This window comes from Bifidobacterium sp. LH_413 (assembly GCF_056357015.1).
Genome location: NZ_JBKEVK010000006.1, coordinates 20178 through 33386, shown reverse-complemented (window position 1 = coordinate 33386; position 13209 = coordinate 20178). Strand labels below are relative to the sequence as shown.

Here is a 13209-nt window from a genome sequence, read left to right as displayed (position 1 = left end):
TGGGGGGGGGGGTGCTCGTTTCGTTGGAATGATGCGGATTGCGGCGGATTGTCCATTATTCGGCATGATGTCTAAAAATGATGATTTTGCAGAGAGCTGTCATTTAGCTGTACTAAAAATGTCGATTAGAGGGTCGGAAGAGCCCTCATTGAGGTTGTGTGTGAGGGCTCTTCCGTCCTACGAAGGATATGTGAGGAAGAGGAAGGTGCACGACATGTTGCACATACAACAGACCCCGGGATCCGGTGAGGGTTCCGCTGCGAAGAAGGGGCGCGGCCTGGTGGGTCGTGTCGTAGCTGCAGCGGTCTCCGTCGTGATGCTGGGCTCGATGAGCTTCGCGCCGGGCCTCGCGCTCGCCGATTCGGCGCAGACCACAGCTCAGAACAACACCACCGTCGTCGCAGGGGACACCGCGGCGGCCGATGCCGCCGCCGCGCAGAACGGCGCTCAGGCGACGGCCAACACTGATACGCAGACGAAGCTGGGCAAGAAGGCCCAGGCCGCCCAGGACGCGATCAACGCGCTCCCGGATGCCTCCGCGCAGGATTTCGCGGTCACCAGTGACAACGTGGGCACCCTGAACCAGCAGCTCGACGACGTGACCACCAAGGTCAACGCCGTCCCGACCGCTCAGGCCCAGCAGCTCGACACCACCCGAGCCGACGTCCTGATTCAGAAGGTCGACAAGTACAGCCACGACTGGGCGATTGATGCGGCCAAGATGGTGGCCGAGAACGACCCCTCGCCGACCAAGCTGCCGATTAATGATGACGGAGTTCAGGTCACGTGGGATGAAGTTCGCGATTATATTAATAAGAACTTCACCGGCTCCAAGGTTTTTGCTAACGCCGTGTACAACACCATCTATGCGTCAGGGCAGGATTACACTGATTGGTCGTTGTATGGTGGCGCCGAACCGAGCACCGCATCTGATGTGATTACCTATTTCGGTGCTCCTAATTCTCGTGCTGCTCAAATCACCGTGACGGATGCATTGGAAGATAATGCAGTACTTACTGGTATTACGCTATTGAACTACACTTCGACACTGTATATTGAGAATGCAGGCTCGCATAAGAGCCTTGGCTTTGTTGAAGATGCGTATACTCCTGCTGCTGAGGGGCATGAGTCATGGGATACCGGTATTGGCCCAGCAGTTGTTGTTAAGTCCATCGGTGTAACTGTCCTCCCTAAAAATCCTTATGAGGTTAATCTGACCAGAACTCCTGGTGGTAATCTTCATAACTTCCAGACTACCGGTTTCAATGATTTGCCCGTTGTTATTTTGCGTGAGCGTAATAAGGATTCAGAAATTTCCATTAACACTACGCTGACGGGTCGCAATGCCGATGTTGATTTGAGTGCAACCCGCTCTGCGAAGAATGCGGGTAGTGCCATTCGCCCTACTGTTATAGCTCCGACCTTCAATGGCCAAAAGACGGATGCTATTAATGCTAGCGGTAATACAATTACGATGATCATCCCCAGCGATGGCAAAGATGGCTCTTATCAAGAACGATTGATGTTTAGTCAAATATACAATTATTGGGCTAATACTGCTGATCAGCATCAGTCGATTGATTATTTCTACCGTGCTGATGTCACTTATCTTAACACGGTGAAGATGAAGAGTGATGCCACTGTGCTCTCTGATTTGTCGTTCCAGAAGGTGGACAAGGACACCAAGAAACCCCTTCCCGGTGCGCAATTCAAGGTGTACGATGACAAGGGCAATATCGCCAAGCGTGCTGAGGTTGGTGCCAACGGCGAGGTCGAGTGGCACAACATTGGTACTCTCACTTCTGACAATTACGGCATGATTAATGTCCAGTACGTTGCTCCGGGTACCTATTACCTTAAGGAAGTCAAGGCCCCTGAAGGCTACGAGATTTCTACCAAGAAAATTCCGGTTCAAGTGACGACCGATTCGGTGGTGACCAAGTCTTCTGCCAGTGATGGTGAAGGTAAGACCGCCGAAGTGTACGGTGAGAAGAACACTGCTGTCGCCGACAACTTCAAGGATGCCATCAACTGGATTGATGCCGCCGGCAATATGCGTCTCACTTCCAAGAAGGAGACCGTCACTGCCAGCGATAACGGTGTGTTCATCAAGAACCGCGGCAAGGCCGTTGCACTGAATGACGACACTGCCACGAACGCGGAACTCATCAGCGCTTCCAATGAGTATGTCGTCAAGACTTCCAAAGGAGACTCGCAGAGCTTCAGCACTCTGGCCGATGCTCAGGCATACATCAATAAGTTGATTTCCGGTAGGAAGCTCGACAGCAGCAACGCGGTCATCACCGTCAACACGGGTAACCATGTGTACTACAGCAAGAACACTTCTGCGATCGCTCCGGTTGAGAACCCGAAGCTGCCGGTGTACATCCAGCCGAAGGTGAAGAAGGTGCTTACTGGCACTGCCACTACCAATAAGGCCAAGGAGTTCAAGTTCAATATCTCCGGCGAAGGCGTCAACCAGACGGTCTCCGTCAACCTGAAGAAGGACAGTGCGGCGGATGCCACGGCTGAGGCTGTGTTCGATGCGCTGAAGTTCGGTGAGGACAACATGAAGGACGCTTCGGGCAACCCTGTTGACCAGAAGACCTTCACGTACACCATCCGCGAGGTGCCCGGTGACGATAAGGACATCACGTATGACAGCCAGTCGTACACGATGACGGTCGACGTGTCCACGTTGGCTGGCTCCGGCTACCTTGCCAAGGTGAGCATCACCGATGCGTCGGGCAAGAATGTGGCCGCTGCTCAGTACACCAGCATCCAAACCAACAAGACCAGCACGGATGCGGATGGCAACATCACGTACACGCCGGCTCCGGGTCAGGTTGATGGTGTGGACTTCAAGTTCGAGAACATCCTCAAGCCGTCGTTTGAGTTCACCAAGGTCGACGGTGATGACACATCGAAGCACCTTCAGGGTGCCGAGTTCCAGCTGTACCAGTGCAATGCTGGTGCCGGCAAGTGCTCGACCGAGCTGGTCGATTGGCAGGGCAAGTCGAACGTTGGTGACAAGAACAGCGGTAAGGCTTGGTCTCTGTTCGATACACAGACCAGCGATGCGGACGGCAAGGTGAAGTTCTCCGGCCTTGACGAAGGCGAATATCGCCTCGTCGAAACCAAGGCCCCGGGCGGCTACACTCTGCCCACCGGCCAGTGGAAGATCACCGTCGCGGATGGCAAGGTCTCCGAGCCGGAAGCCGTCGACGTGAAGGGCGACAAGCCTGCCGCCTTCATCACGCCTCAGGCCGGTAGCAGTGATGGACTTGAACTGTCCAACTACACGCCGATGACGGTTCCTTCGACCGGTGGCCGTGGATTGATTGTGTTCGCCACGTTGGGCGGCGCGCTGCTGCTCGCTGGCGTAACGGTTGTGACCATTGATTCGAGGAGGAGGGCACAACTTCAGTAAGGAGTAGTTTTCGGGAGGCCGCGCCCCAAGCGTGGCGCGGCCTCCTATAATCCGTAATCACATTCAATAGAAGAAGGAAAGAATCATGTTCAACCTGAAGAAGAGCGGCATCGCAGCCGTGGCCGTCACCGCGGTCGCCGCCATGCTCGGCTCCTTCGGCCTCGCCGCCCCGGCCCTGGCCGCGGACACGCCGACCATCGGCACCGACACCGTCAACGGCACCATCACCGTCAGCAACGTGGAGGTCGGCGCGACCGTCACCGCGTACAAGATGATTAACGTCAACTACACGAACGCGGGCACCAAGGATGCGCCGTCCTACGTGCCGACCACCCCGCAGTACACGTGGACCGATGCAGTCGCCGGCTGGGTCAAGGGCCAGTACAGGCAGTACATCGGAGACAACCACGAAGTGACCAAGGCATACACCAGCCTCGCCTCGGATTCGCTCAACGACGAGAACAGTGGCGCTCCGGATAAGGAGACCGGCAAGACTTCCGAGATCGCGAAGTTCTACGATGAGTTCTCCGCCGCCTTCACCGAGGGTGCCGCCGCTGAGAATCTGCCGGTTGCCGCTACCGCTAATGCTGAGGGCACTGCTGGCACTGACACGACCGTGACGCTGAACGTGCCGGTCGGTGGCTACCTCGTGCGCATCGAGAACAACGGCAACGTCAACGGCACCGTCGGTGACTGGTCCTACCGTCCGGTTGCTGTGGATGTGAACTTCAAGGCGAACACTGATTCCACGAAGTGGGAGATCAATTCCGCGACCGTCGTCGCCAAGCGCAGCCGTGCCGGCCTTGACAAGTCCGTCAACGAGAAGACCAACGACGGCCACAACACCGGCAAGAACAAGCCGAACCAGGGCTCCGACACTGTCGCCGTCGGCGACACCGTCCGCTTCGACCTGCGCTCCGATGTGCCGGTCTTCCCGAACGACGCCATCGACAAGACCTATGTGCTCGCCGATAAGATGGACGACGCCCTGACGCCGAATTACGACAACAACGGCGACCATATCTTCAAGGTCTACGGCTACAAGGGCACCGAGAAGTTCCCGACCGACGGTTCCGACGAGAACGCGGATAACCTGCTCAAGGAAGGCGTCAACTACACGCTGACCAAGAACACCACCGATCTCGACGGTACGGACAACGAGGCCACTTGGCGTCTTGACTTCAACTACGAGACCATCCGCCAGTACGACTACATCCACGTCGTGTACACCGCCACGGTGAACGAGAACGCCGTCGTCGGCGAGCCGATCTACAACAACGCGAAGCTCCAGTACTCGAACAACCCGTACGAGCACAATTCGCACCGCACCGTCCCGGATGAGGTCAAGCTGTACACCTTCGGTATCAAGGTGCTCAAGCAGTTCTACGACGACAAGGGTGTGCTCCTCACCGATAAGCTGCCGCAGGGTGCCGAGTTCGCCGTCTACAAGAACGGTGCAGACAAGGCCCTGTCCTTCGTCAAGGTCGCCAATGGTGAGTACCGCGCCGCCAAGGCCGGTGAAGCCGGTGTGACTTCCCTGCCGGTCGACGCCGAGGGCCACCTCAAGGTTTCCGGCATCAACAAGGGCAAGTACCAGCTCGAAGAGACCCAGGCCCCGGTCGGCTACATCAAGCTCTCCGGCAAGGTCGATGTCGAGATCATCCCGGTGACGGACGGCAACAAGGATTACACCGGTGCCGTCGAGGGCAAGATGGGTGAGCTCGGCTTCGTCTCTACGACCATCAACAACACCAAGGGCTGGCTGCCGAAGACCGGTAGCGCTGGCATGGTCGTGATGACCGTGGCCGGTGTGCTGCTCGTCGCGGCCGGCGTCACCGTGCTCGCCCGCAAGCGTCGCGCCTGAGTGACCACTGATTAGGTCTCTCCCCCAGTCAGCCTTCGGCTGACAGCCCCTTCGTCAGAGGGGGCCCAGGGGAGAGGCCTTTTTCGTTAGGGGGGCACGAGTTGGCCCCCTCTGACGAGGGGGCTCCCGGCGGAGCCGGGTGGGGGAGAGATAGCTGGGACGTTACGTTTCGCTGTGGCGTCGCCTTCCAGCTATCTCTCCCCCAGTCGCCTACGGCGACAGCCCCCTCGTCAGAGGGGGCCGAGATTGTCATGTTCGGCTATGGCGACGGCTTCTTCGGCTGAGGCCTTGCCCCCTCAGTCCGGCTTCGCCGGACAGCTCCCCCACGTGCGTGGGGGAGCGAAGGGAATTGGTATGCGCTGTGGCGCATTCTGTTTTCTGCGCCCCCTTTAGGGGGAGCTGGCGGCCGGAGGCCGCGGTCTCTCCCCCAGTCGCCTACGGCGACAGCCCCCTCGTCAGAGGGGGCCAAGTTCGATGCCCCTTGCTGTCGGGGCACTCGGGTCAGGGGGTGCGCTGACACGGGGCGGAATCATTTCTTATAATGCTTGGTGACCACCCGCATACCGGCGGGAGGCACGCGACTTTTCTGTGGGGGACGGACGGGACTATGGCAGGACGACGCGACCGGCGAAACCACGATGCGCGCGGCGAGGCACCGCAGGCGACGACGCGACGCGCGCGAGGAGGCGGACTCACCAGCGTTCTCGCGATTCTGCTCATCCTCGCCGGCGTATGCGTGTTCTCCTACCCGATCGTCGCCGACCTGCTCTCCACACGGCAACACGACCAGGTCATCACCAACTACAGCAACACCGTCCACACGCTTTCGCCCGCCGAAAAAGCCAAACAGCTCAAACTCGCGCGCGAATACAACGACAACCTCGCCGGCGATCCGCTCCACGACCCGTTCGTCGAAGGCAGCGGATACGCCCTGCCGCAGAACTATACGGACGTGCTCAACGTCAACGGCGACGGCGTCATGGGATACCTGAGCATCCCCAAAATCAAACTCAACCTGCCTATCTACCACGGCACCGACGACGACACGCTCGCCAAAGGCGTCGGACACATGCGGCAGACCGCGCTCCCCATCGGCGGGAAAGGCAACCGCAGCGTCCTCACCGGACACCGCGGACTGCCATCCGCGGAACTGTTCACACGACTCGACGAGCTCAAGAAAGGCGACCTGTTCACGATCAACGTGCTCGACGAGATCCACGCGTACAAGGTGGTTTCGATTCAGGTCGTCAAACCGGACGAGCTCGACAAGGTGCGCGCCATCCCCGGGCGGGACCTGGTCACGCTCGTCACCTGCACGCCATACGGCATCAACACGCACCGCCTGCTCGTCACCGGAGAGCGGACGGCGTACCATCCGGAAGACGTGAAAACGCCGGTCGTCTCGTTCTCGCCCACCTCGCCGGACAGCTGGTTCCGGTTCGGCGGGCTGGCGCTGGTCGCGACGCTGGTGGGCGTTGCGGCGTGGAAGTGGTGGATTGGGCCGATGATGGCGGCCGGTGCGGCGCGGAGGCGGGGTGCTGGTGGTGGGGCTGGTCGCGGTCGCGGGGCCGGGTCGGCTGGGACTGGTTCGGCTGGGCGTGGTGACGGTGATGCGGGTGGTTCCGGTGATGGTGATGGTGGTCGCGGTCGCGGTCGCGGTCGTGGCCGTGGTGACGGTGGTCGCGGTCGCGGGAAGCATGCTGGTGTCGGAAGGGCTGGTGCCGACCACCCCCAGTCGGCTACGCCAACAGCCCCCGCCAGCGGGGGCAGAGAAACGGGCGGTGGCGGTGCCGGTGGTGTGGCTGCTGCGGCTGACGGCATCAGTGGCGTGAATGCCGCGGGCACCGGTGGCGTGAATGCTGCCGGTGTTGCCGGTGCGGCGGGCGTTGTGGCGGCCGCTGGGGCTGGTGCTGCCGGTGTTGAGGGTGCTGATGCTGGTGCGGCTGGTGCTACCCGCGGTTCTGCCTTTGGCGCGGGCGGCGTGCGGACGGTGCGGAGCACGGGAGTCGCGCACGACACCCACCCCGACCCCGACATCGGCGACCAGCTCCGCGGCGTCAGCGACTAGAGGAGCGGTATCGGCTTTGCGCCCCCTTCAGGGGGAGCTGTCCCGCGAAGCGGGACTGAGGGGGTTAGGCCCCCTCTGACGAGGGGGCTGTCCGCGGAGCGGACTGGGGGAGAGATAGCTGGAACGTACCGTTTGTGGTCGCCGCATCCGCCACGCAGCAACAACTGCCTCTCAGCGGTAGTATGAGGAGAATATAAGCGGAAGGCGACTCCCACAGGCGGGTCACAAGCTAGGCCGCTTCCCAATTGGAAGGGATAGTTATGGTTATGGCGCAGGAAGCATTGGAGGCGCAGAGCCCGCAGGAGGTTTTGCGCCTCGACTCGTTGCGGGTGCGGAATTTCCGGCTGTTCACCGATTTCAGCGTTGATTTCGACCCCAAGCTGACGGTCATCGTGGGCGATAACGGCGCCGGCAAGACGGCATTGCTGGATGCGGTGGCCGTGGCGTTGGGCGCCGCGATTGTGAAGATCAATGGCGCATCCAGAAGAAACATCAAACTGGAGGACGTGCGTCAGGTGTCCGTACGCCACGGTTCCCGATACGTGTCCGAGCGACTGTACCCGGTGGAGGTCATCGCTGCCGGAGTCGCAGAAGGCACGACCGTCAAATGGCAGCGCACCAAGAAAACCCACGGCGGGCGTGTAGCCGATACCGGCGATATGAGCGCGTACGCCAAGCGTTGGAGTGAAAGCGGGCAATCCGAAGAATATTCGGGAGCATCCCAGAAGAAGACGGTGTTGCCGATCGTCGCATACTACGGCTCCGATCGTCTTCACGGTGGTAAGCGCCTGAGGCAGGATCCCCAATGGATGAAGCGTTTCGCCGGATACTGGGAGTGTCTGGACACGAAGATCAACCTGACCGAATTCGCCGATTGGATGGAACGGGTCAGCTGGTCGGAATATGAGAATTACAGCGAGGGCGTGACCACTGTCGTTCCGGAACTGCAAGCAATCAAAGAAGCTGCGCGCCAATGCCTGAAAGGGTTGACCGGACGCGGAGACACGGACGTGTTCTACAGCCCCAAACAGCAGAGCGTCGTCGTCCAATACTCCAAAGACAACGGTGAGATTGTCCGGCTGCCGTTCTCCTGGTTGAGTGCCGGATACGTCAGTGTGCTCAGCATCGTCATGGATATCGCGCATCGCATGATCAACCTGAACATCGACGCGGTGGACGACGCGGTGGACGTGCTGCGGACCCCCGGCGTCGTCCTCATCGACGAAATCGACCTGCATCTGCATCCCAAATGGCAGGAACGCGTGCTCGAGGACCTGCAACACGTGTTCCCGAACATCCAATTCATCGTCACCACGCACGCCCCCATCGTCGTCTCATCGGTGAGAAACCGCGAACAACTCCGCATGCTGCGGGAGGGGGATGACGGACGTTTGTACGCCGACACACCCGATACGGAAGTCTACGGACAGACCGCCGCAAGAATCCTCGAACAGGTGATGGGCGCCAACGACGTGCGGGCGGACGTCAAAACCCGAATCGAAGCGATCGAAGACGCGCTGGACTACGACGAATTCGATGTCGCGCGCAAAGATCTTCAGCAACTGCTGGAAGTCGTCGGACCCGACAACGCCGAATACGAACGACTGGAGACGGCGCTGGAATTCATGACACCCATCGACGCCGATGAGGCGGATGACGGGCCGATTGACGGAGGCGACGATGCTGTACGTTAGGAAACTCGGCGGCAACCAGATGCCGGAGCTGCAGGAGGCCGCGCAGCAATACCGGGACGACCGTCGGAGAGAGCTGGAGGAGAAACGGCAGGAAGGCGTGGCCCCGGAGGTGCTGCAGGAATGGCATGATCCCGAAGTGCTATGGGATCACCTTGGTGGGAAAGAGGACAATGTCATTGACGTGGTGCTCGATCAGCTGATTCGCGAGCAGGGCGGCCTCTGCGCGTATTGCATGAAACCCATCGAACATGTGCGTCGCGGTGAAAAGCCGAGCAACAAGAAAGCCATGCCAGCGCACGTGGAACACTTCATTCCGCGAAATCCCACATCGGTGGAATACCCGTCAAGCGATTACCCGGAAATGCAGTGGCGGCACGAAGGAGAGGACGGCGAGTACTCCCCATATGCCGACGAACAGTCCGTCAACTATCAGAACCTGATTGCGGTCTGCGACCAGAGTCGTATCAAGCACGGAAAATCATTCGATTTCACGTGTGATGCAGATGCGGCACGAGGACGTAAGCGTCTGCATCGCAATCCCTGCGATCGTGACGATGTGCGGCGTTTCAAGTATTCGAGTTCAGGGAATGGGAAAGTGCTCCCCGTCGATAAGGCCGACACGGATACGTCGGAGGATATCAAGACGCTCAATCTCAATGCCACGCGGCTGAAGGATTCGCGGAAGACGAAGGCGGCGGAAATACTGAGGCAAATATATGAAGAACACCATGCCGGAGCCGACCGCATCGCCTTTTGCAAAGGGAAGCTTCGGGAATTTCGTAGGAGCAAAAACAAGCCGGAGTATTACGAAATGTATGTGTACTTCCTGTGCGAGGGAATGAAAAACTTCGGTCAATATCCGGCACCGGCGCATGAATGAATCGAAGTGTGCCATCATGGGAACATGAGTGCATTGCAGCAGGGACAGTTGGTCCGGGGCGCGGAGTCGCCGAATATCGTTCGGTTTGCGGGGAAGGCGCGCGTGCCGCGGCTCGGCATGGGGACGATGGCGCTCGCCATCGAAGGGCGGCCGGACCGTGAGACCGCAATCGCGACGATCCACGCCGGACTCGACGCGGGCGTGCGGTACCTCGATACGGCATGGTCGTACTATCTGCCGTCCGCGCCGGGAGCGGACGGCACGGGGGTGCCGGGCGACTTCGGGTATGGCGAGAAGCTCGTGCGCGACGCGCTCGCCACATGGGACGGCCCGCGCGACGAAGTGCTCGTCGCCACGAAGACCGGGTATCGGCGGACGATCGAGGTGGACGGGCCTGCGGTACCCCCTCAGTCGGCTTCGCCGACAGCTCCCCCTGATAGGGGGAGCAACGAAGAAGGCCAAGCTTCTGCAGGGAGGAGTGACACCGAGACGGGTAATCGCTGCGCCCCCTTGGGGGAGCTGCCGGCTTCGCCGGCTGAGGGGGTGGCCTCGGCGGAATCCGACGCGGCCGTACCTCGTCAGCATTTGCAGGCGGAGGGGAGTCGGTATGGGTGGATGGCGGATTCGCGGCCGGAGACGATGATCCGCGACGCGAAGGAATCCGCACGGCATCTCGGCGTGGAGGCGCTTGACTTGTTGTATTCGCACGGGCCGGATCCGGCCGTACCCTACGAGGATCAGGTCGGCGCGCTGAAGACGCTGCTCGACGAAGGCGTAATCTGCTACGCGGGCATCTCGCGCGTGAACAACGAGCAGATCGACGTGGCGCGGCGGATTCTCGGCGACCATCTGATTGCCGTGCAGAACCAGTTCTCGCCGTCGCACCCCGACCCGGAACACACGATGGAGCACTGCGCCTCGCTCGGACTCGACTTCGTCTGCTGGTCGCCGCTTGGCGGATTCCTCGACCCGTTCGACAGCCACGCCTACGACCCGTTCCGCGCGGTCGCCGCGTCGCGCGGCGTCTCCTACCAGCGGGTCGTGCTCGCGTGGGAGCTCACGCGCTACGGTCGGCTGTTCACCATCCCCAGCGCCCGCAACCCGCACGAGATCCGCGACTCCTTCGCCGCGATCGACCTGCACCTGACCGACGAGGAACTGGCGACCCTCGCAGCACTAGGCTGAGACTTGGTGGCGACGGCTTGATGACGGCCGGGCTGAATGGGCGCAGCTGAATGGGCGTGGCATGCTCCTTGCTTCCCTACATCGTGGGGGACATCGTGGGGGAGCCATCATCGGGCATGACCCGCACGCAGCGGGATCGCCTTGCTCCCCACGGATATGGGGCTCCATGGCGATCAAGGGGTCCGGCATCCGGGGCGCCTTGCTCCCCCACGGATGTGGGGGAGCTGTCCGGCCTTCGGCCGGACTGAGGGGGAACTGGCCCGCTGCCCTAGGCACATGACCGTTTTCTGCGCGAACCTGCATGGTTTTGGATCGAACCTGCATGGTTTTGGGCCGAACCTGTAGGAATTTGAGCTGAACCTGCGGGGTGGGGCTTGGTAGACGGGCCTTTCTGGGATGCTGTGCCGATTCAAGAACGGCGGAATTCCGCGGATTATGCGTTGCGTAGTTGAGGGCGATCGGCCTGTCTTCAGAAGGGGTGTGCGCAGGTTCGCGGAATAGACCTACAGGTTAGGTGCGAAATCCTGCAGGTTGCGCTCTGATCTATACAGGTTCCACTTCAGACCGTGCAGGTTCGGGGAGAACCGTGCAGGTTTCGCCTTGTGACTGACGTGGGGTTCTGCATGGGGTTCTGCGTGATTGCCCCCTCAGTCCGCCTAGCGGCGTCCAGCTCCCCCTGAAGGGGGAGCAAAGAAGGAACCGCGTCTGCCCGAGGGGAGCGAGGAGGGGGTGCCTGACCGAGGGGAGCAAGAAGGAACTGCACCTACCCGAGGGGAGCGAGGAAGGAACCGCACTTACTCGAGGGAGCAAGGAGGGGGCGTCTGCCCGAGGGGAGTACACCTACCCGAGGGGAGCGAGGGAAGAACCGCGTCTGCCCCCGAAAACAAGAAAAACGGCGCGAATCTGATTACGAGCTGAACAACCACTGCGCGTACCCCCATACGTCTGCTGTGGCGTTGTGGGCCCGTAATGCTGTACCTCTTGACTGATTCGTGCCGTCTGAAATTATCGATTGATTGGGCTGGGTCACTCAGCTGTGGACGCGGCTGGTGGCGGTGTACTGGAACGCGCCGTGCACGAGCGCGGCAGTAAAGTGCATGCCGCACATGCCTGCCTCTTCCGCTTCGTGAGTGCATCCGGCGATGCTGCATAGATGACGAGTCATGGTGTCTTCCCCTTCCTTGGGCCTTCAGCTTCCGTGCCGTGGTGGCCGCTAGCTTCCGTGCCAACGTTTCGTTGTCCAATATACGCGTATTGTGCTCGAAATCCAAGATAACAATTTGATAATGTGGGCCAAATCACATTATAATGACGCGTTTGAGCGTGTCGCGGGCCGTCTGTCTGGTCTTGCGATGAGGCGTTGGCTGCGCCGCGTGCGTGGTTCGATTCCGCAACGGATTGCGGTGGATTATGCAGGCGGGGCCGGGTGATTGGATGCCTGGGGTACTTGGAGGCCGTCGGGGCGGTGACGCTATCGGGACTTGTCGGGGCGTGTTGTTGATGGGGTAAATTGTTTATAGTGTGAGGTATATTTGAGGGATATTGGGTGGAAAATTCGACGAAAGGGCCGATGATGGGCTTTGAAGAAGAAGCGGTGGATGAGCTGTACTCCAAGGTGTGGAGTCATCGGTCCGCGATGCAGCGTGAGCTCAACCGTGGGGCCCACGGCGAGGTCTTCGCCCTCCGTCAGCTCGCCTGCCACGGCGAGATGACGCCGTCCCAATTGGCCGAATCCCTGCGCGTGAGCTCCGGGCGCGTGTCCACGGTGCTGTCGTCGTTGGAGAAGAAGGGGTTCGTCACGCGCAAGCCCGATCCGGACGACCGGCGCGTGGTGCGCGTCGCGCTTACCGATGCCGGCCGTGCGCGCATCGAAAAGGACCTAGAGGACATCCGTTCCGCGGTCCGCTGGATCTTCTCGCAGATGGGGGAGCGGCGCACGCGCGAGTTCGTCGAACTGACGCGCGAATTCATGACGTACATGTCGATTTGCCACCCCGGTCAGCCGAGGCCCACCGCGGAAGAGGTGCGCAAGGCGTTCGAAGAGAAGGAGTAGGAAGGCGATGTTCGGCTCCCTCTGACGAGGGAGCT

8 protein-coding genes are annotated in these 13209 nt (G+C 60.4%); 7 read left to right on the top strand and 1 reads right to left on the bottom strand.

Annotated features, from left to right (window positions below; all coding sequences use genetic code 11):
- The first annotated feature begins 214 nt into the window (after positions 1-214).
- The 6 genes from AC1AYN_RS08970 (at position 215) to AC1AYN_RS08945 (ending at position 11121) form a co-directional block, all read left to right on the top strand.
- The gene (locus tag AC1AYN_RS08970; RefSeq protein WP_476532981.1) at positions 215-3430 is read left to right on the top strand and encodes a SpaA isopeptide-forming pilin-related protein; all 3216 of its coding nucleotides are present in this window, start codon (positions 215-217) and stop codon (positions 3428-3430) included.
- Positions 3431-3515: 85 nt separating this feature from the next.
- On the top strand, positions 3516-5294 hold the full coding sequence (locus AC1AYN_RS08965) for an isopeptide-forming domain-containing fimbrial protein (protein ID WP_476532980.1): 1779 nt from the start codon (positions 3516-3518) through the stop codon (positions 5292-5294).
- A gap of 607 nt (positions 5295-5901) precedes the next feature.
- The gene (locus tag AC1AYN_RS08960) at positions 5902-7362 is read left to right on the top strand and encodes a class C sortase (protein ID WP_476532979.1); all 1461 of its coding nucleotides are present in this window, start codon (positions 5902-5904) and stop codon (positions 7360-7362) included.
- Between the two features lie 266 nt (positions 7363-7628).
- The gene (locus AC1AYN_RS08955) at positions 7629-9056 is read left to right on the top strand and encodes an AAA family ATPase (protein ID WP_476532978.1); all 1428 of its coding nucleotides are present in this window, start codon (positions 7629-7631) and stop codon (positions 9054-9056) included.
- Positions 9043-9936 (top strand): HNH endonuclease family protein, encoded by an 894-nt coding sequence (locus AC1AYN_RS08950; RefSeq protein ID WP_476532977.1) that lies wholly within the window; start codon positions 9043-9045, stop codon positions 9934-9936. Before AC1AYN_RS08955 ends, AC1AYN_RS08950 begins: the two co-directional genes overlap by 14 nt.
- A 117-nt stretch (positions 9937-10053) precedes the next feature.
- Entirely contained in the window at positions 10054-11121 is a 1068-nt protein-coding gene (locus AC1AYN_RS08945; RefSeq protein WP_476533019.1) for an aldo/keto reductase, read from the top strand.
- A 1030-nt stretch (positions 11122-12151) separates the two neighbouring features.
- Here AC1AYN_RS08945 and AC1AYN_RS08940 read toward each other — a convergent pair.
- Positions 12152-12286, bottom strand: a complete 135-nt coding sequence (locus AC1AYN_RS08940) for a hypothetical protein (protein ID WP_476503359.1) — start codon at positions 12284-12286, stop codon at positions 12152-12154.
- Positions 12287-12694: 408 nt separating this feature from the next.
- Between AC1AYN_RS08940 and AC1AYN_RS08935 the strand changes: the two genes are divergently transcribed.
- Positions 12695-13174, top strand: coding sequence for a MarR family winged helix-turn-helix transcriptional regulator (locus tag AC1AYN_RS08935; protein ID WP_476533018.1), 480 nt, complete (start codon positions 12695-12697; stop codon positions 13172-13174).
- Positions 13175-13209: the final 35 nt, after the last annotated feature.

Bases quoted from the DNA above. Each gene is read 5' to 3' on its own strand.
- AC1AYN_RS08945 (WP_476533019.1), top strand. From the start codon at position 10,054: ATGGGGACGATGGCGCTCGCCATCGAAGGGCGGCCGGACCGTGAGACC.
- AC1AYN_RS08935 (WP_476533018.1), top strand. From the start codon at position 12,695: ATGGGCTTTGAAGAAGAAGCGGTGGATGAGCTGTACTCCAAGGTGTGG.
- AC1AYN_RS08960 (WP_476532979.1), top strand. From the start codon at position 5,902: ATGGCAGGACGACGCGACCGGCGAAACCACGATGCGCGCGGCGAGGCA.
- AC1AYN_RS08950 (WP_476532977.1), top strand. From the start codon at position 9,043: ATGCTGTACGTTAGGAAACTCGGCGGCAACCAGATGCCGGAGCTGCAG.
- AC1AYN_RS08940 (WP_476503359.1), bottom strand. From the start codon at position 12,286: ATGACTCGTCATCTATGCAGCATCGCCGGATGCACTCACGAAGCGGAA.
- AC1AYN_RS08965 (WP_476532980.1), top strand. From the start codon at position 3,516: ATGTTCAACCTGAAGAAGAGCGGCATCGCAGCCGTGGCCGTCACCGCG.
- AC1AYN_RS08955 (WP_476532978.1), top strand. From the start codon at position 7,629: ATGGCGCAGGAAGCATTGGAGGCGCAGAGCCCGCAGGAGGTTTTGCGC.
- AC1AYN_RS08970 (WP_476532981.1), top strand. From the start codon at position 215: ATGTTGCACATACAACAGACCCCGGGATCCGGTGAGGGTTCCGCTGCG.